The organism is Butyrivibrio sp. INlla18, assembly GCF_900103635.1.
Classification (GTDB): Bacteria; Bacillota; Clostridia; order Lachnospirales; family Lachnospiraceae; genus Butyrivibrio.
This window is the reverse complement of sequence record NZ_FMXK01000007.1, coordinates 182,424-204,915: the sequence shown is the minus strand read 5'-3', so window position 1 is coordinate 204,915 and position 22,492 is coordinate 182,424. Positions and strand designations below refer to the sequence as shown.

The 22,492-nt window shown below is 41.5% G+C and carries 22 protein-coding genes and 1 other annotated feature; all 22 genes read left to right on the top strand.

Features of this window, described 5'->3' with window-relative positions:
* The first annotated feature begins 67 nt into the window (after window positions 1-67).
* Window positions 68-493 carry a 50S ribosomal protein L11 gene (rplK, locus tag BLS24_RS06035; RefSeq protein ID WP_022778060.1) on the top strand — a complete coding sequence of 142 codons (426 nt, stop codon included), beginning with the start codon at window positions 68-70 and terminating at the stop codon, window positions 491-493.
* A gap of 13 nt (window positions 494-506) precedes the next feature.
* Entirely contained in the window at window positions 507-1,196 is a 690-nt protein-coding gene (rplA, locus tag BLS24_RS06030) for a 50S ribosomal protein L1 (RefSeq protein ID WP_071175395.1), read from the top strand.
* Between the two features lie 71 nt (window positions 1,197-1,267).
* Window positions 1,268-2,515 carry a CapA family protein gene (locus BLS24_RS06025; protein ID WP_091757118.1) on the top strand — a complete coding sequence of 416 codons (1,248 nt, stop codon included), beginning with the start codon at window positions 1,268-1,270 and terminating at the stop codon, window positions 2,513-2,515.
* A 59-nt stretch (window positions 2,516-2,574) separates the two neighbouring features.
* Window positions 2,575-2,704: a sequence feature (ribosomal protein L10 leader region), on the top strand.
* Window positions 2,705-2,727: 23 nt separating this feature from the next.
* Window positions 2,728-3,303, top strand: coding sequence for a 50S ribosomal protein L10 (gene rplJ / locus BLS24_RS06020; protein WP_091757116.1), 576 nt, complete (start codon window positions 2,728-2,730; stop codon window positions 3,301-3,303).
* Window positions 3,304-3,374: 71 nt separating this feature from the next.
* A complete protein-coding gene (gene rplL, locus BLS24_RS06015; protein WP_091757114.1) occupies window positions 3,375-3,752 on the top strand; it encodes a 50S ribosomal protein L7/L12 in 378 nt (125 codons plus the stop codon).
* Between the two features lie 207 nt (window positions 3,753-3,959).
* Window positions 3,960-7,829 (top strand): DNA-directed RNA polymerase subunit beta, encoded by a 3,870-nt coding sequence (gene rpoB, locus BLS24_RS06010; protein WP_091757112.1) that lies wholly within the window; start codon window positions 3,960-3,962, stop codon window positions 7,827-7,829.
* Between the two features lie 59 nt (window positions 7,830-7,888).
* The gene (gene rpoC / locus BLS24_RS06005) at window positions 7,889-11,611 is read left to right on the top strand and encodes a DNA-directed RNA polymerase subunit beta' (protein ID WP_091757203.1); all 3,723 of its coding nucleotides are present in this window, start codon (window positions 7,889-7,891) and stop codon (window positions 11,609-11,611) included.
* 144 nt (window positions 11,612-11,755) lie between these two features.
* Window positions 11,756-12,175 carry a 30S ribosomal protein S12 gene (gene rpsL, locus BLS24_RS06000; protein WP_026515647.1) on the top strand — a complete coding sequence of 140 codons (420 nt, stop codon included), beginning with the start codon at window positions 11,756-11,758 and terminating at the stop codon, window positions 12,173-12,175.
* 164 nt (window positions 12,176-12,339) lie between these two features.
* Window positions 12,340-12,810, top strand: coding sequence for a 30S ribosomal protein S7 (gene rpsG / locus BLS24_RS05995; RefSeq protein ID WP_071175400.1), 471 nt, complete (start codon window positions 12,340-12,342; stop codon window positions 12,808-12,810).
* 48 nt (window positions 12,811-12,858) lie between these two features.
* Window positions 12,859-14,976 (top strand): elongation factor G, encoded by a 2,118-nt coding sequence (gene fusA / locus BLS24_RS05990; protein WP_091757110.1) that lies wholly within the window; start codon window positions 12,859-12,861, stop codon window positions 14,974-14,976.
* A gap of 138 nt (window positions 14,977-15,114) precedes the next feature.
* Window positions 15,115-16,305, top strand: a complete 1,191-nt coding sequence (tuf, locus tag BLS24_RS05985; RefSeq protein WP_071175402.1) for an elongation factor Tu — start codon at window positions 15,115-15,117, stop codon at window positions 16,303-16,305.
* A gap of 349 nt (window positions 16,306-16,654) precedes the next feature.
* On the top strand, window positions 16,655-16,963 hold the full coding sequence (locus BLS24_RS05980) for a PBECR4 domain-containing protein (RefSeq protein WP_091757108.1): 309 nt from the start codon (window positions 16,655-16,657) through the stop codon (window positions 16,961-16,963).
* Window positions 16,964-17,175: 212 nt separating this feature from the next.
* On the top strand, window positions 17,176-17,670 hold the full coding sequence (locus BLS24_RS05975) for an RNA polymerase sigma factor (RefSeq protein ID WP_091757106.1): 495 nt from the start codon (window positions 17,176-17,178) through the stop codon (window positions 17,668-17,670).
* Window positions 17,671-17,685: 15 nt separating this feature from the next.
* Window positions 17,686-18,474, top strand: coding sequence for a hypothetical protein (locus tag BLS24_RS05970; RefSeq protein ID WP_091757104.1), 789 nt, complete (start codon window positions 17,686-17,688; stop codon window positions 18,472-18,474).
* Window positions 18,475-18,516: 42 nt separating this feature from the next.
* Window positions 18,517-18,777, top strand: coding sequence for a hypothetical protein (locus tag BLS24_RS05965; RefSeq protein WP_143015144.1), 261 nt, complete (start codon window positions 18,517-18,519; stop codon window positions 18,775-18,777).
* 58 nt (window positions 18,778-18,835) lie between these two features.
* Window positions 18,836-19,459, top strand: a complete 624-nt coding sequence (locus BLS24_RS05960) for a hypothetical protein (protein ID WP_091757100.1) — start codon at window positions 18,836-18,838, stop codon at window positions 19,457-19,459.
* 49 nt (window positions 19,460-19,508) lie between these two features.
* The gene (locus tag BLS24_RS05955; RefSeq protein WP_091757098.1) at window positions 19,509-19,991 is read left to right on the top strand and encodes a GNAT family N-acetyltransferase; all 483 of its coding nucleotides are present in this window, start codon (window positions 19,509-19,511) and stop codon (window positions 19,989-19,991) included.
* Window positions 19,992-20,024: 33 nt separating this feature from the next.
* A complete protein-coding gene (locus BLS24_RS05950) occupies window positions 20,025-20,561 on the top strand; it encodes a histidine phosphatase family protein (RefSeq protein WP_091757096.1) in 537 nt (178 codons plus the stop codon).
* Between the two features lie 24 nt (window positions 20,562-20,585).
* Window positions 20,586-20,912 (top strand): MazG nucleotide pyrophosphohydrolase domain-containing protein, encoded by a 327-nt coding sequence (locus BLS24_RS05945; RefSeq protein WP_091757094.1) that lies wholly within the window; start codon window positions 20,586-20,588, stop codon window positions 20,910-20,912.
* On the top strand, window positions 20,913-21,359 hold the full coding sequence (locus tag BLS24_RS05940) for an HIT family protein (RefSeq protein WP_091757091.1): 447 nt from the start codon (window positions 20,913-20,915) through the stop codon (window positions 21,357-21,359).
* 203 nt (window positions 21,360-21,562) lie between these two features.
* A complete protein-coding gene (locus tag BLS24_RS05935) occupies window positions 21,563-22,198 on the top strand; it encodes a helix-turn-helix domain-containing protein (protein WP_091757089.1) in 636 nt (211 codons plus the stop codon).
* A 6-nt stretch (window positions 22,199-22,204) separates the two neighbouring features.
* Window positions 22,205-22,435 carry a hypothetical protein gene (locus tag BLS24_RS05930; protein ID WP_091757087.1) on the top strand — a complete coding sequence of 77 codons (231 nt, stop codon included), beginning with the start codon at window positions 22,205-22,207 and terminating at the stop codon, window positions 22,433-22,435.
* The last annotated feature ends 57 nt before the right edge of the window (window positions 22,436-22,492 follow it).

Below are 22,492 nucleotides of genomic sequence, written 5' to 3'. Positions count from 1 at the left end.
CGCTGAGTGGGAGCGTTACACAATTTTGTAGTAGCGCGCCGACCACATATTTTCAGGAGGTGCCATAATGGCAAAGAAAGTCGAAGGATACATTAAGTTACAGATCCAGGCTGGTAAAGCAACACCAGCACCACCAGTTGGACCAGCACTTGGTCAGCATGGTGTAAACATCGTTGAATTCACAAAGCAGTTCAACGCACAGACAGCAGATAAGGGTGATCTTATCATCCCTGTTGTTATCACAGTTTATGCAGACAGAAGTTTCACATTCATCACAAAGACTCCACCAGCTGCAGTTCTTCTTAAGAAGGCAGCTAAGATCCAGAAGGGTTCTGGAGTTCCTAACAAGACTAAGGTTGCAACTGTTTCTAAGGAAGATATTAGAAAGATTGCAGAGACAAAGATGCCTGACCTTAATGCTGTTGACATCGAGGGTGCTATGAGCATGATCGCTGGTACAGCACGTAGTATGGGTATTGTAGTAGAAGACTGATGGAGGATGAGAGATGAAACACGGAAAGAAATACGTAGAAGCTGCTAAGCTTATCGATAAGACTCAGCAGTATGAAGCCGCTGATGCAATAGCTCTTGTTAAGAAGTCAGCTACTGCAAAGTTTGACGAGACAGTTGAACTTCACATCAGAACAGGTTGTGACAGCCGTCACGCTGATCAGCAGATCAGAGGCGCTGTAGTACTTCCAAACGGCACAGGTAAGACAGTTAAGGTTCTTGTATTCGCTAAGGGTACAAAGCTTGATGAGGCTCAGGCAGCTGGCGCAGATTACGTTGGCGGTGAGGACCTTATTCCAAAGATCCAGAACGAAGGATGGCTTGATTTCGACGTTGTAGTTGCTACACCTGATATGATGGGTGTTGTAGGACGTCTCGGTAAGGTACTTGGTCCTAAGGGACTTATGCCAAACCCTAAGGCTGGTACAGTTACTATGGATGTAACAAAGGCTGTTAATGATATCAAGGCTGGTAAGATCGAGTACAGACTTGACAAGGCTAACATCATCCACGTTCCAGTTGGAAAGGCTTCTTTCACAGAGGAGCAGCTCGAGCAGAACTTCAACGCACTTATGGATGCTATCACAAAGGCTAAGCCAGCATCTGTAAAGGGTCAGTACCTCAAGAGCATCACTCTTGCTACAACAATGGGCCCTGGTGTTAAGGTTGTTTCTAACAAGTATTAATTTGCATAAAATGTAAATTCGAGAAGCAAGTCGTTTATCGACTTGCTTCTTTTTGTGTTATACTGTTTTTTATGAGAAATAGTGGTAATAGAGAAGTTAATAATGGCGTTTTGGCTGTCAGAGTCTTTATCCTGACACTGTCGATAGTTCTTTTTACAGGAATTCTGGGAATTCTGGTGATCAAGAAGATAAATGATTCCGCACATGGCCAAGGAGTGAAGCTTGTAAGCGGATGGGAAGATATTCCAGAAGCTAGTACTGCTCCTAATGCAGCGGTTGATAGTGAGGAAGGTGCGAAGAAAGCTGCAATTATATATGAAGGTGATGAGGATTATACCCATGTAATTGCGACGGCAGATGATGATGCTGTAACCATTGGATTTGCTGGTGATATCCTTTTTGATGACAATTATGCTGTCGGTGATGCTTTTGCAAGAGCTGGGAATACAGCTGTTGGCGTAGTTGGAAGTAGTCTTCTTGAGAAGATGCAGGGCGTTGATATCATGATGGTCAACAATGAGTTTCCTTATTCTAATGGAGGAACATCTACTGCGGGCAAAACCTACACATTTAGAGCAAGACCAGAGACAGCTTCTATATTAAATGATATGGGAGTTGATATAGTTGGACTTGCCAACAACCATGCATATGATTATGGAGAGCAGGCGTTATTAGATACTTTAACAACTGTCAATAATGCCGGAATCGTATATGCCGGAGCGGGCAAGAATCTTGAAGAAGCTTCACATCCTGTTTATTACATCACAGACAATGGTATGAAGATTGCGATCATCTGTGCTACTCAGATTGAAAGGCTTGATAATCCAGATACCAAGGGTGCTACCGAAAGTAGCCCAGGGGTATTCAGATGCTTTGATGATTCACTTCTATTAGATAGAGTAAGAGAAGCCAGAGAAAAGAACGCCTATGTTGTAGTCTTTATCCATTGGGGAACTGAGAGTACAAAGGAAGTTGACTATCTTCAGACTGATCAGGCAAAAGAAATAGCAGATGCCGGAGCCAATCTTATTATAGGAGCTCATCCTCATGTGCTTCAGAAGATTGATTATGTAAATGGAGTTCCTGTAGTTTATAGTCTTGGTAATTATATCTTTAATTCAAAGACTCTTGATACCGGAATGATGGTGGCTACTCTTCACAAGAATGGATCAGTCAACTTACAGTTTGTACCAGCAATTCAAAGTGGATGTAGCGTATATGAAGCTACTGGCGATGAGAAGATGAGAGTACTTAATGAGCTAGCAGGAATGTCGCCGGGAATAGTGCTTGATTCCAATGGATATATCAGTCCTAGATAAAATAATAAAATAGTGTTGACAAGTAGATGTGTTTATGATATCTTAACTAAGGTCGTCTGAAAAAGACAGACAACCGTCCGAAGACAGTAGGTGTTCGTAAGAACATAATGATGATCCGCCTACCGAGGAAAAGTTATTATTTAGACTTTTTGCCTCTCGATGTCTTCGAGGGGCTTTTTTTTCGGCGGTTAATTCTATAAGGAGGTAAGAAGATGGCAAAGGTTGAATTAAAGAAGCCTGTAGTTGATGAGATTTCAGAGAAGATTAAAGACGCACAGGCTGTCGTACTTGTAGATCACCGTGGACTTACAGTTGCACAGGATACTGAGCTTCGTAAGAAACTTCGTGCAGAAGGCGTAACATATAAGGTTTACAAGAATACGATGATGAACTTCGCATTCAAGGGAACAGATTTCGAGCAGCTTAAGGATCTCCTTAATGGTCCTAGCGCAATGGCTGTTTCAACAACAGATCCAGCTGCACCAGCTCGTGTACTTTACGAGTTTGCTAAGACTGCAAAGGCTCTTGAGATTAAGGGTGGTGTTATAGAAGGTAAGTACTATGACGCTGACGCTATGACAGAGATCGCTACAATCCCTTCAAAGGAAGTTCTTCTTTCCAAGTTGCTTGGCTCTATGCAGTCACCTATCACAAACTTCGCTCGTGTTATTAAGCAGATCGCAGAGAAGAATGGTGAGGCAGCTCCAGCAGCAGAGGAAGCTCCAGCTGAGACAGCTGAGGCACCAGCAACTGAAGAAGTTGCAGCAGAAGCACCTGCAGCAGAGTAATCTGATCGTACTGAGTGCTTAAAGTAATGAAAACAAAAATTTATTGATTATACTATACGGAGGTATATAAAATGGCAAAGTTATCTACAGCAGAAATTATTGATGCTATCAAAGAGTTAACAGTTCTTGAGTTAAATGATCTCGTAAAGGCTTGCGAGGAAGAGTTCGGCGTATCTGCAGCAGCAGGCGTTGTAGTTGCAGCAGCAGGTGCTGGCGCAGCAGCAGCAGGCGAGGAGAAGTCTGAGTTCAACGTAGAGCTTACAGAAGTAGGTCCTAACAAGGTTAAGGTTATCAAGGTTGTTCGTGAGATCACAGGTCTTGGACTTAAGGAAGCAAAGGATCTCGTTGATAACGCTCCTAAGATGGTTAAGGAAGGCGCAGCTAAGGCTGAGGCTGATGACATCAAGGCTAAGCTTGAGGCTGAGGGTGCTAAGATCACTCTTAAGTAATCGATATAGAAGTCTAAATAAGAAAGTCAGACATGTTTACATGTCTGACTTTTTTTATCTTGTAAAAAAGTTCTTGACACGGAATTTAGTTAGATGTAAGATGGATAATGCACTATTGTGGTGTGGTGGGCTTTTTTGCGCTCTTTTTTCTGTGCAAAAAAATCCGTATTACCACTACGAAAATATTTAAGAACGGGGTGAATGTCAATGGAAAAAAACAGATTACATCCTACCGGCTCTGGTAAAAACATACGTATGAGTTTCCAGCGCCAGAAGGAAGTCCTGGAGATGCCAAACCTGATCGAAGTTCAGAAGAACTCTTATCAATGGTTTCTTGACGAAGGCTTAAAAGAAGTCTTTGACGATATCTCTCCTATTGAAGATTACAGTGGCAAGCTCAGTTTGGAATTTGTTGATTTCAAGCTTTGCGAGGATGAGATTGACAAGAACAAGAATACAATTGAGAAGTGCAAAGAAAGAGACGCTACTTTCGCTGCACCTTTAAAGGTTAAGGTTCGTCTTCATAACAAAGAGAAAGACGAGATTACAGAACATGAGATTTTCATGGGCGATCTTCCTCTTATGACAGCAACTGGTACCTTTGTTATCAACGGAGCTGAAAGAGTTATTGTCAGCCAGTTGGTTCGTTCACCCGGTATCTATTATGATATTACATATGATAAGATCGGTAAGGAACTCATTGCATGTACTGTTATCCCTAACAGAGGAGCTTGGCTCGAGTATGAGACAGACTCTAATGACGTGTTCTATGCAAGAGTAGACAGAACCAGAAAGGTTCCTGTAACTGTACTCATCAGAGCACTTGGTATTGGTACAAATGAGGAAATTCTTGAACTCTTTGGTGATGAGCCTAAGATTCAGGGAAGCTTTTCTAAGGATTCTTCGACAGATTATCAGAGCGGTCTTCTTGAACTTTACAGAAAGATCCGTCCTGGTGAGCCACTTTCAGTTGAGAGTGCGGAGAGTCTTATTAATGCTATGTTCTTTGACGCTAGAAGATATGATCTTGCTAAGGTCGGAAGATATAAGTTTAATAAGAAACTTCATTTCAAGAATCGTATTAGCGGACATGTTCTTGCAGAGGATGTTGTTGATGAGACAACAGGCGAGATGATCGCATCAGCTGGTACTAAGGTTGATCGTGCACTCGCTACTGAAATCCAGAACAGTGCTATCCCTTACGTACTTATTCAGGGTGAAGAGCGCAACATCAAAGTTCTTTCTAATATGATGGTTGATATCACACACTTCATCGAGTGTGATCCAGAGCAGCTCGGAATCAACGAGGACGTATACTATCCTGTTCTTAAGGAGATTCTTGAAGAGTACTCAGCCAAGAATGATCCTGAAGGACTTGCAGAGACAATCAAGAAGCGTGTACATGAACTTATTCCTAAGCACATTACTAAGGAAGATATCATTGCTTCTATTAACTATAACATCCATGTTGAATATGGAATTGGTAACGATGACGATATCGACCACTTAGGTAACAGACGTATCCGTTGCGTAGGTGAGCTTCTTCAGAACCAGTATCGTATCGGTTTATCAAGACTTGAGAGAGTTGTACGTGAGAGAATGACTACTCACGATACAGAGGAAGTTTCTCCTCAGTCTCTGATCAACATCAAACCTGTACAGGCTGCAGTAAAGGAGTTCTTCGGATCTTCACAGCTTTCACAGTTCATGGATCAGAACAACCCTCTTGGTGAGCTTACACATAAGAGACGTCTTTCAGCACTTGGTCCTGGCGGTCTTTCAAGAGATAGAGCCGGATTCGAGGTTCGAGACGTACACTATACACACTATGGACGTATGTGCCCTATCGAGACACCTGAAGGACCTAACATCGGTCTTATCAACTCACTTGCAAGCTATGCAAGAGTTAATGATTATGGTTTCATAGAGGCTCCATATCGTAAGGTTGACCAGTCTGACCCTGAGAATCCAAGGGTAACAGATGAGGTTGAGTACCTTACAGCAGATGAAGAGGATAATTACCATGTAGCTCAGGCTAATACTCCTCTCGATGAGAACGGATACTTCAAGAAGAATTCTGTATCTGGCCGTTACAGAGAAGAGACATCAGCTTATCCTAAGACAGCATTTGAGTACATGGACGTATCTCCTAGAATGGTATTCTCAGTTGCTACAGCACTTATCCCATTCCTTGAGAACGACGATGCTAACCGTGCGCTGATGGGATCAAACATGCAGCGTCAGGCCGTACCTCTTCTTACAACTGAAGCTCCTGCAGTAGGAACTGGCATGGAGCGCAAGGCAGCTGTTGACTCAGGTGTTTGCGTTGTTGCTAGAAAAGCTGGAACTGTTGATTTCGTTGACAGTAAGCTTATTCAGATGACATATGATGATGGTGAGAAGGAAGAGTTCCACCTTATTAAGTTCCAGAGATCTAACCAGAGTAACTGCTACAATCAGAGACCTATCGTATTCAAGGGTGATCATGTAGAAGCTGGTCAGGTTATCGCAGATGGACCTTCTACTTCACAGGGAGAACTTGGTCTTGGTAAGAACCCTCTTATCGGTTTCATGACATGGGAAGGTTACAACTACGAGGATGCTGTTCTTCTTTCAGAGAGACTTGTTCGTGATGATGTTTATACATCAGTACATATTGAAGAATATGAGGCAGAAGCTCGTGAGACTAAGCTCGGACCAGAAGAAATCACTCGTGATGTTCCTGGCGTAGGTGATGATGCACTCAAGGATCTTGATGATCGTGGTATCATTCGTATCGGTGCTGAGGTTCGTGCCGGTGATATTCTTGTAGGTAAGGTTACTCCTAAGGGAGAGACAGAGCTTACAGCAGAAGAAAGACTCCTTAGAGCTATCTTCGGTGAGAAGGCTAGAGAGGTACGTGATACATCTCTTAAGGTTCCTCACGGCGAATATGGTATCGTAGTTGATGCTAAGGTATTTACAAGAGATAACGGCGATGAGCTTTCACCTGGTGTAAATCAGGCAGTTCGTATCTATATCGCACAGAAGAGAAAGATTTCTGTTGGTGATAAGATGGCTGGTCGTCATGGTAACAAGGGTGTCGTTTCACGTGTACTTCCTATTGAAGATATGCCATATCTTCCAAATGGTAGACCACTTGATATCGTACTTAACCCTCTCGGCGTTCCTTCCCGTATGAATATCGGTCAGGTCCTCGAGATCCACCTTTCTCTTGCAGCTAAGGCTCTTGGATTTAACGTAGCAACACCTATCTTTGATGGTGCAAACGAGATAGATATTCAGGATACTCTTGAGATGGCTAACGATTACGTTAACAGCTCATGGGAAGACTTCGAGAAGAAGTATAAGGATCTTGTACTTCCTGAGATCATGGATTACCTCTATGAGAACAGAGATCACAGAGAACTCTGGAAGGGTGTTCCTATCAGATCAGACGGAAAGGTACAGCTCCGTGATGGTAGAACAGGTCAGAAGTTCGATGGCCCAACAACTATTGGACACATGCATTACCTCAAACTCCATCACCTTGTAGATGATAAGATCCACGCTCGTTCAACTGGTCCTTACTCATTAGTAACACAGCAGCCTCTGGGTGGTAAAGCTCAGTTCGGTGGACAGCGTTTCGGAGAAATGGAAGTTTGGGCACTTGAAGCTTACGGTGCAGCTTATACACTTCAGGAAATCCTTACAGTTAAGTCTGATGACGTTGTAGGACGTGTTAAGACTTACGAAGCAATCATTAAGGGTGATAACATTCCTGAACCTGGTGTTCCAGAAAGCTTTAAGGTTCTTCTTAAGGAGCTCCAGTCACTTGGACTTGATATTAAAGTTCTTCGTGAAGACAATACAGAAGTTGAAATTATGGAAAGCGTTGATTATACAGATTCTGATTATCGCTATGAGATTGAAGGCGATACATCAGGACGCGATTACAATCAGGAATCTTTCGCTGCTAACGGATATACAGAGCAGAGCTTTAATGAAGATGGCGAGCTTGTAGCAGATGAGAGCGACGCTGATGGCTTTGATGAGGAAGGTTTCGACGATTTTGACGAATCATCCGATGAAGAGTAATTGTGACTGTTGATTACGTTTAACATAAAGAAAAGAGGTTACGAATGTCTGATTCAACTATGAATAAAGCAATAAATGAAGCTTCAAGCGGAAGAAGTAGTACACAGCAGCAGACCTATCAGCCTATGACCTTTGACTCAATCAAGATTGGACTTGCATCACCAGAAAAGATCAAAAGCTGGGCAATTAGAGACAAGAACGACCCGGAAAGCGGCAAGGTAACAAAGCCAGAGACAATCAACTACAGAACATTGAAGCCAGAAAGAGATGGTCTTTTCTGTGAAAGAATATTTGGACCAACTAAAGACTGGGAATGTCACTGTGGTAAGTACAAGAAGATCAGATATAAGGGCGTTGTCTGTGATCGTTGTGGCGTAGAAATTACAAAGAGCAGCGTACGTCGTGAGAGAATGGGATACATCGAGCTTGCAGCTCCTGTTTCTCATATTTGGTACTTCAAGGGAATCCCTAGCAGAATGGGTCTTATCCTTGATCTTTCTCCACGTGTACTTGAGAAAGTTCTTTACTTTGCTTCATATATAGTACTTGATCCAGGTGAGACATCACTTGAGTACAAGCAGGTTCTCTCTGAGAAAGAGTACCAGGATGCCAGAGAAGAATGGGGCGGAAAGTTCCGAGCTGGTATGGGCGCTGAGTCCATCAAAGAGCTTCTTCAGGCAATTGATCTTGAAGCTGAATATCAGGAACTCAAAGAGGGTCTTGATACATCAAGCGGACAGAAGAGAGCTAGAATTATTAAGCGTCTCGAAGTAGTCGAAGCATTTAGAGAGTCTGGAAATAATCCTGCATGGATGATCATGGATTGCATCCCAGTAATCCCACCAGATCTTCGTCCTATGGTACAGCTTGACGGTGGACGTTTCGCTACATCAGATCTTAACGATCTTTACAGAAGAATTATCAATAGAAATAACAGACTTAAGAGACTTCTTGATCTCGGTGCACCTGATATCATCGTTCGCAACGAGAAGAGAATGCTCCAGGAGGCTGTAGATGCCCTTATCGATAACGGCAGAAGAGGAAGACCTGTAACAGGACCTGGTAACAGAGCACTCAAGTCACTTTCTGACATGCTCAAAGGTAAATCAGGACGTTTCCGTCAGAACCTTCTTGGTAAGCGTGTTGACTATTCAGGACGTTCAGTTATCGTAGTAGGACCAGAACTTAAGATTTATCAGTGTGGACTTCCTAAGGAAATGGCTATTGAGCTTTTCAAACCTTTCGTTATGAAAGAACTTGTTTCTAGAGGAATTTCACAGAACATAAAGAACGCTAAAAAACTCGTTGAGAGACTTGATGAGCAGGTTTGGGACGTTCTTGAGGATGTAATTAAGGAGCACCCAGTTATGCTGAACCGTGCCCCCACACTTCACAGACTTGGTATTCAGGCATTTGAGCCAATTCTTGTAGAAGGTAAGGCTATCAAGCTTCATCCTCTTGTATGTACACCTTTCAACGCCGACTTCGATGGTGACCAGATGGCTGTTCACCTTCCATTGTCAGTAGAGGCACAGGCTGAGTGTAGATTCCTCATGCTTGCACCTAACAACCTTCTTAAGCCTTCAGATGGTGGCCCAGTAAACGTTCCTACACAGGATATGGTACTTGGTATCTACTATTTGACACAGGAGAGACCTGGTGCTCTTGGCGAAGGTAAGTTCTTTAAGAGTGTTGACGAAGCTATTCTTGCTTATGAGAATGGTTACTGCACACTTCAGACAAGAATTAAGATCAGAATGGACAGAACTAAGGCTGATGGAACAGTTGGAACTGGAATCGTAGAGTCAACTCTTGGTAGATTCCTCTTCAATGAGATCATTCCTCAGGACCTTGGATTTGTTGATAGAACAGTTCCAGAAAACGAGTTCAAACTTGAAGTTGACTTCATGGTTGGTAAGAAGCAGCTCAAGCAGATTGTTACAGCTATGATCAATACTCACGGAACATTTGCTACAGCAGAGGTTCTTGATAAGATCAAAGCTACTGGTTATCACTATTCAACACGCGCTGCTATGACAGTATCTATCGCAGATATGACAGTGCCAAAGCAGAAGCAGGAAATGCTTGATGAAGCACAGGCTACAGTTGATAGAATCGCTATGAACTTCCGTCGTGGTCTTATCACAGACGAAGAGCGTTACCGTGCAGTAGTTGATACTTGGATGGAGACAGATAAAAAGCTTACTGATGAGCTTCTTGCTGGTCTTGATAAGTACAACAACATCTACATGATGGCTGACTCTGGTGCCCGTGGTAGTAACCAGCAGATCAAGCAGCTCGCAGGTATGCGTGGACTTATGGCTGATACAACAGGTCGTACAATCGAACTTCCTATCAAGTCAAACTTCCGTGAAGGTCTTGACGTTTTGGAATACTTCATGTCAGCTCACGGTGCTCGTAAGGGTCTGTCAGATACAGCTCTTCGTACAGCCGATTCAGGATACCTTACACGTCGAATGGTTGACGTATCACAGGAACTCATTATCCGTGACATCGACTGCTGCGCAGACAAGGAAGTAATCCCAGGAATGACTGTAAAGGCATTCATGGATGGTAAGGAAACAATCGAGCCATTAAAGGATAGAATCACAGGAAGATATTCTTGCGAGACTATTAAAGATAAAGATGGTAACGTGATCGTTAAGAAGAACCACATGATCACACCATCAAGAGCAGCTAAGATCCTTTCAGTAGGTGTTAACGCTAAGGGTCAGCCAGTTGAAGCTGTTAAGATCCGTACAATTCTCACATGCCGTTCACACAACGGAATCTGTGCTAAGTGCTACGGTGCAAACATGGCAACTGGTGAGGCTGTACAGGTTGGTGAGGCAGTTGGTATTATTGCTGCTCAGTCAATCGGTGAGCCTGGTACACAGCTTACAATGAGAACATTCCATACTGGTGGTGTTGCCGGTGGCGATATTACTCAGGGTCTTCCTAGAGTAGAAGAGCTTTTCGAGGCAAGAAAGCCAAAGGGACTTGCTATTATTTCAGAGCTTGATGGACAGGTTGAGATCAGAGATACCAAGAAGAAGCGTGAAGTTATTGTAACTAACGATGAGACTGGTGAATCAAAGGCTTACCTCATTCCTTATGGATCACGTATCAAGGTTCAGGATGGAATGACAATCGAAGCTGGTGATGAACTTACTGAAGGTTCAGTTAACCCACACGATCTTCTTAAGATTAAGGGTATCCGTGCAGTACAGGATTATCTCTTAAGAGAAGTTCAGAGAGTATATCGTTTACAGGGTGTTGATATCTGCGATAAGCATATCGAAGTTATTGTTCGTCAGATGCTTAAGAAGGTAAGAATCGACGAGAGTGGAGATACAGAATTCCTCCCAGGAACACTTGTAGATGTACTTGATTTTGAAGATAGTAACGAAGCACTTATCACTGAAGGTAAGAGACCTGCAGAGGGTAAACAGGTAATACTTGGTATTACAAAGGCTGCTCTTGCAACTAACTCATTCCTTTCAGCTGCATCATTCCAGGAGACAACTAAGGTTCTTACTGATGCTGCTATCAAGGGTAAGGTTGATCCACTTATTGGACTTAAGGAAAACGTTATTATCGGTAAGCTGATCCCTGCTGGTACAGGTATGAAGAGATATAGAAATACAGCTCTTAATACTGACGCAAACTTCAAGAATCCAGAGAAGCTTATCCTTAAGAAAAAGAAGAAAGACTTTGATGATGAGTTTGAAGATGTAATCGACATTGAAGATGATGAAGTTTCAATCTCAGAAGAGGAGTAATTTTCTGACAAGTTGTCATAAAAAATTTAGTTGACAACTAAAATAATACTATTTATAATTCATAATTGCGTGTATGTGCAAAGGGGTGATATTCTGCCCCTTTGTATTTTGTACATACATATATCAAAATAGGAGGTAAAAAGAATGCCAACATTTAACCAGTTAGTTAGAAAGGGTCGTCAGACATCAGTTAAGAAGTCTACAGCACCTGCTCTTCAGAAGGGTTTCAACTCTCTTCATAAGAAGGCAACTGCTACAGCTTCTCCACAGAAGCGTGGTGTCTGCACAGCTGTTAAGACAGCAACACCTAAGAAGCCTAACTCTGCTCTGAGAAAAATCGCCAGAGTACGTCTTTCTAACGGTATTGAGGTAACAAGCTACATCCCTGGAGAAGGACACAACCTTCAGGAGCACAGCGTTGTTCTTATCCGTGGTGGAAGAGTTAAGGATTTACCTGGTACAAGATACCACATCATCAGAGGTACTCTTGATACAGCAGGTGTAGCCGACAGAAAACAGGCTCGTTCTAAGTATGGCGCTAAGAGACCTAAGGCTGCCAAGTAATTTTTTTGTTTCATTAACAGATCTAATTTTTGAATAGTGTTGGTGTTCTATATCTATATATTTTAGTAAGAAAACCGCACGTACACTAAATTAGTGAGTACCGATGATTATAGTAAGCAATGATCTTACTAGTGATCATTGCAATTCTAAAGGAGGGAAGAACCGTGCCACGTAAAGGACATATTGTAAAACGTGATGTATTAGCGGATCCTTTATACGATAACAAGGTTGTTACTAAGCTTGTTAACACAGTAATGCTCGACGGTAAGAAGGGTGTTGCTCAGAAGATCGTATACGGTGCATTCGCACAGGTAGAAGAGAAGGCTGGAAAGCCAGCTCTTGAAGTTTTTGAAGGAGCTATGAATAACATCATGCCTGCCCTTGAGGTTAAGGCAAGACGTATCGGTGGAGCTACATACCAGGTTCCTATCGAGGTTAGACCTGACAGACGTCAGGCTCTTGCACTTCGTTGGCTTGTAACTTTCTCACGTGCTAGAGGCGAGAAGACTATGGTTGATAGACTCGCTTCAGAGATTATGGATGCATACAATAACACTGGTGCAGCTGTAAAGAGAAAAGAAGACATGCACAAGATGGCAGAAGCAAACAAGGCGTTCTCACACTACAGATTCTAATCTGATTTTGTATGAGACAGGTTTAATATTATTTAGGAGGAAGAACCTTTGGCTGATAGACAATACCCATTGGAGAGAACCAGAAACATCGGTATTATGGCGCATATCGACGCTGGTAAGACAACTCTTACAGAGCGTATTCTTTACTATACCGGTGTAAACTATAAGATTGGTGAGACTTACGAAGGTACTGCTACCATGGACTGGATGGAACAGGAGCAGGAAAGAGGTATCACAATCACATCTGCAGCTACAACTTGTCACTGGACACTTCAGCAGAATGGTAAGGTTAAGCCAGGTGCTCTTGAGCATCGTATCAATATCATTGATACACCTGGACACGTTGACTTTACTGTAGAAGTTGAGCGTTCACTTCGTGTACTTGATGGTGCTGTTGGTGTATTCAGTGCTAAAGAAGGCGTTGAGCCACAGTCTGAGAACGTTTGGCGTCAGGCTGATGGATTTAATGTTCCTCGTATGGCATTCATCAACAAGATGGATATCATTGGAGCAAACTATTTCGGTGCTGTAGAGCAGATCAGAAATAGACTTAAGAAAAACGCTATTATGATTGAAATCCCTATCGGAGCTGAGGATCAGTTCCAGGGTGTTATCGATCTTTTCGAGATGCAGGCTTATATCTACAATGATGATAAGGGTGAGGATGTTACAATTGGTGAGATCCCTGCTGATCTCAAGGATGATGCTGAGCTTTATCACTCAGAGCTCGTTGAGAAGATCTGCGATCTTGATGAAGATCTTATGATGAAGTACCTTGAGGGAGAAGAGCCTACAGTTGATGAACTTAAGGCTGCTCTTCGTAAGGCTACTTGCGAGTGTAAGGCATTCCCTGTTTGCTGTGGTTCAGCCCATAAGAACAGAGGTATCCAGAAGCTCATTGATGCTGTAATCGAGTTTATGCCATCTCCACTTGATATCCCTGCTTGTAAGGGTACAGATATGGATGGTAATGAGATTGAGGTTGAGTCAACAGATGATGGCCCATTCGCAGCTCTTGCATTCAAGATTGTCAGCGATCCATTCGTTGGAAAGCTTGCATTCTTCCGTGTATATCGTGGTACAGCAAATTCAGGTTCTTATGTACTTAACAGTACTAAGGACAGCAAGGAGCGTCTTGGACGTATCCTTCAGATGCATGCTAATAAGAGATCTGACCTTGATAAGGTTTACTCAGGTGATATCGCAGCTGCTGTTGGTCTTAAGAACACAGTAACTGGTGATACTCTCTGCGATGAGAAGAACCCAGTAATCCTTGAGTCAATGGAATTCCCAGATCCTGTTATCGAGCTTGCTATCGAGCCTAAGACTAAGGCTGGTCAGCAGAAGCTTGATGAGGCTCTTATGAAGCTTGCTGAAGAAGATCCTACATTCAGAGCTCACACAAATGCTGAGACAGGTCAGACAATCATCGCTGGTATGGGTGAGCTTCACCTTGATATCATCGTTGATAGACTTCTCAGAGAGTATAAGGTTGAGGCTAACGTAGGTGCTCCTCAGGTTGCATATAGAGAAGCTCTTACAAAGGCTGTAGACGTTGAGTCTAAGTACGCTAAGCAGTCTGGTGGACGTGGTCAGTATGGTCACTGTAAAGTTCGTTTCGAGCCTATGGATGCTAACGGAGACAACCTTTACCAGTTCGATAGCGAAGTTGTTGGTGGTGCTATTCCTAAGGAATTCATTCAGCCAATCAGCGAAGGTATCGAAGAAGCTATGAAGGCTGGTACACTTGGCGGATATCCAGTAGTTGGTGTTCATGCTACAGTTTATGATGGATCATACCATGAAGTAGACTCATCAGAAATGGCATTCCACATCGCTGGATCTATGGCATTCAAGGATGCTATGGCTAAGGGCGCACCTGTACTTCTTGAGCCTATCATGAAGGTAGAAGTAACAATGCCTGAGGAGTACATGGGAGATGTTATCGGTGACGTTAACTCTCGTCGTGGACAGGTAGAAGGAATGGATGATCTTGGCGGCGGAAAGATCGTAAGAGCACATGTGCCTCTTGCTGAGATGTTCGGTTATGCTACAGACCTTCGTTCTAGAACACAGGGACGTGGTAACTACTCAATGTTCTTTGAGAAGTATGCTCCAGTTCCTAAGAATGTTCAGGAGAAAGTCCTTTCTAACAAAGGCAACTAATTAAAAACTAAATGAAAGCCGCAAAAAATCAAGTTTTTAGCTTGATTTAGCGGCTAACATTTAATATAATCGATATAGTCGGTTAAATTATGTATGAAAATGTTGATTTAACATTTCACTTAAGGAGGATATTTAGAAATGGCAAAAGCTAAGTTTGACAGAAGCAAACCACACGTTAACATTGGTACAATCGGACACGTTGACCATGGTAAGACAACTCTTACAGCTGCTATCACAGCTGTTCTTGCAGACAGAGGATTCAGCCCTGCTGTAGCATTCGATCAGATCGATAAGGCTCCAGAAGAGAAGGAAAGAGGAATCACAATCAACTCAGCTCACATCGAGTATGAGACAGCTAACAGACACTATGCTCACGTTGACTGCCCAGGTCACGCTGACTACGTTAAGAACATGATCACAGGTGCAGCTCAGATGGATGGATCAATCCTTGTTGTTGCTGCTACTGATGGTGTTATGGCTCAGACTAAGGAGCACGTTCTTCTTGCTCGTCAGGTAGGCGTTCCTTATATCATCGTATTCATGAATAAGTGCGATATGGTTGACGATCCAGAGCTTCTTGACCTCGTTGAGATGGAGATCAGAGACCTTCTTACAGAGTATGAGTTCCCTGGAGATGACACACCTATCATTCGTGGTTCAGCTCTTAAGGCTCTTGAGGATCCTAAGTCTGAGTGGGGTGACAAGATCATCGAGCTCATGGATACAGTTGATTCTTACATTCCTGAACCTACTCGTGAGACAGATAAGCCTTTCCTTATGCCTGTTGAGGACGTATTCACAATCACAGGTCGTGGAACAGTTGCTACTGGTAGAGTAGAGAGAGGTGCTCTAAACCTCAACGACGAAATCGAAATCGTTGGTATCAAGGAAGAGACATCTAAGTCTGTTGTAACTGGTATCGAGATGTTCAGAAAGACTATGGATTACTGCGAAGCTGGTGACAACGTTGGTCTTCTTCTTCGTGGTGTTGACCGTGAGGGTATCCAGAGAGGACAGGTTATCACAAAGCCTGGTACAGTAACTTGCCATACAAAGTTCACTGCTGAGGTTTACGTTCTTACTAAGGACGAGGGTGGCCGTCATACTCCTTTCTTCACAAACTACAGACCACAGTTCTACTTCAGAACAACTGACGTTACAGGTGTCTGCAACCTTCCAGATGGTGTTGAGATGTGCATGCCTGGTGACCACGTAACAATGTCTATCGAGCTTATTCACCCAATCGCTATGGAGCAGGGTCTTAAGTTCGCTATCCGTGAGGGTGGACGTACAGTTGGATCAGGTAAGGTTGCTACAATCGTAGAGTGATCTTAACAAACCTAGATTTTATACAGCTTCCAGAGTTTCTCTGGAAGCTGTTTTTTTGTATACAATCTAGCCGAAAATGACCTTTGGCGGATATCCGCCAACGAGGAAACGATTTTGTTTCCGAGTCTTGACTCTGATTATATTCAGTATTTATGCGCTTTTGTAAATGGCACTTCCGGTGCCAATATGGAGTTAGTAAATTTTATAGTTTTTTGATTGACTATCATGACTGGAATATGTATTATGATGGTAGAAGGAAACTTCTTGAGAAGCACACTCATAAAAATGCTTTATTTGCCTGTGAATCGGAATCCGCGATGGGAGGCGGTGAACGTGGAGGCTTATAAAGGTGGCAACTTACCATAACCCATCTAGCGATTTGCGAAAGAAAGTTGCAAAAAAGACTATGAAGCCTTGCAGCACCTTGTTGCAAGGCTTTTATTATGTAAAAGGTTACCTAATGGATTTAATATATCAGGCAGCTGCAAAGTACGTGGCATTACAACAGTATGAGTATGAATTTGTATTATCGCATCGAAGAAAAACAAGGAAGATGAAGCTATCATTTTCTGGTAAAGAGTTTTTTCATTTGGCAGGATTACAACATTTGACAGATATTCAGATTCCCAGGAATAAGAATAAAACATTGGATTCTTGATGATGAGTGGGATGTAATATATGAGCAAGAGGCGATAAAACATGTGAGAGTATAATTGTATTTGTTAAGAATGATAAATTGATTTGCGTGATAAGATTTGAGTGCGGTAATAATACTGCACTCAATTTTTGTTTTTGGTGTTAGGTTTACTCGTTTTGAATTGTATTATATATAGAGGGCCTTCTAAAAGATATCAGAAAGTGAGTAGACGCATGGAGGAGAAAGAAGCAAGACGGTTGGTGGAGAGCTACACTGACATGATTATGCGCATCGGTACCAATTATCTAAAGAGTACTACTGATGCAGAGGACATATGTCAGGCAGTTTTGGTGAAATATATTACATCGGATCCACAGTTTGATAGTCTGGAACATGAAAAGGCATGGGTTATCAGAACCACTATAAACATGTGTAAAAACGAATTAAAGAGTGCATTCTTCAGAAAGACTACAGTTCTAGAGGAAGCTGATGATGCAAAAGCTGTTACCCCACCGGATCTTGGAATCACTGAAGAAGTAATGAAGCTGCCTATGAACTATCGTATCAGTATTTATCTTTTTTACTATGAGGGGTATTCGGCAAAAGAGATAGCGGAGCTTCTGGGAAAAAAAGAATCAGCGATTAATATGTATCTTTCCCGCGGGCGAAAGAAACTCAGGCTTTCAATCATGAATGATCTTGGTATGTTGAAACGGGGTAATGATTAGGCAAGGAGAATCTACATGAGTGAATATAGAAATAAAGAGTATATTGAATCTATGAGCCTTATCAAACTTTCTGATGACAAAAAAGAAAAGATGATATCGGACTTAACTAAGATTAGTCCAATCAGAAAGGAAGGCACGATGAAAAAAAGAATGGGAGTAAAGAAAACAGCAATCATAGTTGCAGCATGTATAATGGTATTTGGAGTGACAGCAACGGCTACTGGAATTGCGACAGGCGTAGTTGGCCATAATAAGATAGAAACACGAACAAGAAATTTTGGTGATCTTGAAAAGCTTGAACAGCAGGCGGAGCTGGACATTACCGCTGTAGAATCATTTTCCAATGGATATGGGTTTGATTATATGGAAATAGGCGAATCTACTACACAGGATGATAATTTTAATGATCTTCTGTCTTACAAAGGCATAAGCATGAATTATGTTAAAGAAAATGAACCATACGTTGCAATCTATATGGATCCAAAGAGTATGGTTGGTGGCGACATCTCAAAGGATGCCTTAGCTAGCCGAAAGGTTGAAGATGTAGATGTTTATTATAGTTGTGATGAATATCTGTTTGTTCCCGTTGGCGAGGTTTTGACAGACGAAGAAAAAGAAAGGGATGCTAATGATCCACATTTCTTTATTAGTTATGGTAGTGATGAAAGAGAAACAAAAATGAGCAGTACGGTTAATTTTGTGATGGGTGAAGTGGACTATTGTATTCTTTCCTTCGATACGCCAATGGATGCAGATGAAATGATGGATATGGCAGAAGAAATTATTAATGCAAGCAATAATTAGGAAGATGGTGTAATATTATTACAGTGCATGGCTGACAGAGCTATGCACTGTTGTACGTTTATAGATGGGAAAAATGGTAGCAGTCTTCATGTTTACCAATATACCGATAGTTCTATGCAGCCTGAGATGGAAGAGTCGGAATTATGGAAAGAACTGCCGCTTTCAGAAAATGTTTTCAATCTGATAAGGAATACCATTGGTAATGAGTGCGCAGAGGCTATTCCAGAGGTTACAAACGGCTATTATTTCTTCTATGATCGCAATTCGCGGGCCAATGATTCATATGATGAATCGGAATTGTGAACCAGACATTCAATAAACTGCACAGTAGCTATCTATGATGCTGATGAGGATATTTTATATGTTTTTGAAGAAGATACATAAGGGAATAAGAATACGATATGCGATCGGCTTATTATTGGCATTGATGGCCATTCAGCTATGCGCTTGCGGGAAAAAGGCTGAAGAGTCTCAGGAGGCGTCTTTCTATATCCCACAGGTGTACAGATGCTCATTTGTATCATTATCTGAGGAAGATGGCCATAGAAATACCTTTAGGCATAAGATGAGATATGATCTTAATGATTTCTACAGGCACAATGACAGCTACGAAGCTATTTTCAGACTCTACAGAAATGCCTCGGCTAACAGCTACCTGCTTGAAGTAACCGATGACAACTATGGAATAGAGGACCTTACTGCTGCGGGCAAAAATCATTTCCACTATGTTGTGATAAATCTATGTGAAGAAGAACTGTTTCCAGGGACAGATAAGAAATATCAAACTATGGTTTATGATGTGGAGTCTGGGAATTTCTGGTTGGGAAAAGATTGTGACCATTTAGACGCTTATGGTAAATGCGCAATTGATGGATATAGAGCCGATACCGATCTGCTTGCATATGTAGAAGGCAAGTGGGAAGTTCCGGAATATCAGACTTTTTATGATTACCTTTGTTCTATGGATTGGCTGAAGACTTCTTAAGAATCATTGTTTAATTGAGAAATGCAAAATTGTTTTGGGAGAGCACCAGATGTTAAGACTTGAGAAGATAAATGGAAAAAATGTTTGGGATATATTAAAACTTTCTGTTAATGACGACCAGAGAGAATTCGTTGCTTCTAATGAGGTTAGTATCATTGAGGCTTATACAACTGTCACCAATAATGGCTACGCATTTCCTTATGGAGTCTATGATGATGATACACTTGTGGGATTTGTCATGATCGGATATGACAAAGACGACTATTGGGATGATGCACCTAAGGTAGCAGATAATAACTATAATTTATGGCGGCTGATGATAGATAAGAGATATCAGCAAAAGGGCTATGGCAGAAAAGCAATAGAACTTGCTCTTGAGTTCATTAAGACATTCCCATGTGGAGAAGCAGAATACTGTTGGCTTTCCTATGAACCGGAAAACACGGTTGCAAAAGCTCTTTATGAGTCTTTTGGATTTGTAGAGACAGGGGATATGGATGGAGAAGAATTGATCGCAGTTTTAAAACTATAATATCGGGAGATGTTGGGGAATGGTAGCTATTCTATGAGAGTAATGATAATTAGGCATGGCAAAGTACTTCATGACTGGAAAAAGTGGTGCACATCTGCTGAGTTTGATGAGCAATGTGCGTTATATGACAAGGCTCCGATTGATAAGACATCTGTAGATACAGTGAACGATGATATTCAAAAGGTTTATATTAGTACTTTGGACAGGACTCGGCAGACTGCTGAAAAGATATTTGGAGATGATGACTTCGAGAGAACATCAGCACTAAATGAGGTTCCGCTTCGATCAGCCTTTGATACAGGAATCAGAATGCCACTATGGTTCTGGAATGTTTTGGGAAGGTTGCAATGGTTTACAGGATGCAAGAGACAACCTGAAATCAGGAAACAGACCATTAATAGAGCTAAGCAGTTTATGGATTCAATTATAGACAATGATGATTACGCTATAGTTACGCACGGTTTCTTTATGCATACGTTGATAAAAATGATGAAAAAAGAAGGATTTATGGCAGATAAGAATCGTGTTGGTTACAGGAATGGCGAAGTAATTACACTAATACGAGAATGATAGTGGATTCGGAGGAGACGAGTGATGCCTGACTTTGGTATAAATGAAATGCTTGATATGCAAAGAACTCTTCAGGAAAGGTACAAGGATAAATGGGAAGGTATTTCACCTGAGGTAGGTAAGAATAAGCTTCTATGGATGATCGGTGAAATTGGTGAAGTAATTGATATAGTTAAGAAGTATGGTCCTGAGTCCTCTAATGTAGGTAACCCAGAGAGGGAGCATCTGATAGAAGAACTTGCTGATGTATTAATGTACTACAATGACGTTCTTCTTTGCTATGGGATAACGGCAGAGGAGCTAAAAGAGACCTACACAAGCAAGTTTCAAAAGAATATGAAGCGCTGGTGATTGAAATTATCTGAAGAAGATAAAAAATACATATTGTCTGAAGATGATTATTGGTCTGTGTATCTTCCTGATGAGCAGGATTACATTGGAAGGTGCATCATTGTGCTGAAAAGACATGCTGGCGCATTATCAGATCTAAGTTTCGGTGAGTGGACTGACCTGTACTCAATTATCCATAAGTTGGAATTATGCTTAAAAACAACTCTTGGAGCGGATTTGTGTAACTGGAGTTGTCTTTTGAATAATTTCTACAAGGATGATAATCCAAATCCTCATGTGCATTTGCATTGTAGACCAAGGTACAGTAGGCCTGTGATAATTAATGGCAATGAATACGTTGATGAGGAATTTGGGCATCATTATAACAACAAAAAAGTCGGAGCTATTTGTGGTAAGGACAGGGAAATAATCTACTCAAAAATGAAAGAATACCTGGATGGAAAGTAACTCTTTACGGATGATGAAATATAATTTGGATCTAAATTGGCTCTAAAAATTTCTAAAACCACCCCAAATATAGCGAAACATGAGAAAGGTGCGAATAGAAACCACGTAAAATCAAGGCTTTTTTCCATCATTAATCCGTAATTGACGATTTATGTTTCAGATGATATCATTAATCCGTAATTAACGATATCAGGAGGATGATTATGACTATAGGACAGAAAATCTTTTATTTGTTGGAAGAACAGCATATGACTCAGAAGGAGTTTTCGCGAAGAACTGGTATTTCAACAACGACTATAAGTGATTGGCGTAAGAAAAATACCAATCCTGGATCAGATAAGATTATGGCTATTTGTGCAGCCCTTGATGTTACTCCTGAATATCTACTCTCTGGAGTAACAGAAGATAGTGATAGAGGAAGGAATGTGGACTATATGGTTATTCCTAAAGGAACAGAAGAGAGAGAGTTAATTGAATTGTTCAATAGTATGGATTGGTTAGAAAGAGAGCATATGCTTGAATATGCTCGCCGTACAATCGAAAAGAAAGCACAATCCTGTTACATAGATAAGACAGAGAATAAATCCATGGTAAAGATAGCAGAGTTTTGCGATATAGAAGTCTTCATGGATTCAGAATTTGATGGTGACCCTTTAGTGGAGATTAATTATTTGGATGATAATGTTCAAGGTAGCTTGCAGCTTCTTGAAGGAACTATTCTAGGTGATTTCTCTAAGTATGTTTTGCCTGTTATAACAGCATGGTATGAAGAGAACAAGAATCTTTTGATCAAAATGTGGATAGATCACAAAATAGAAATGATACCTGCTTGGGAGTGAGATTTAATGGCTTGCGTTGTAATTAAGAGGCTTTTGGGATATGAGCTTTGCGTGTTGGAAAAAGAAGGGACATTGTTCTATTCTGATCCAATTGTGGTAATTAGAAAGGATGGATTTACTGAGATATACAATCTTCAGAAACATGCTCATGAAACTGGTGATGTGATTAGTAAGTCTATTACACGACAGACTGTTTATAATTTTATAGAGGAGAATGTGGAGCTTTTTTATATATAAGGTAGTTATAATGCCCTTGGACCTTGACTAATTCATAGCATACGGCTAACATCTTAA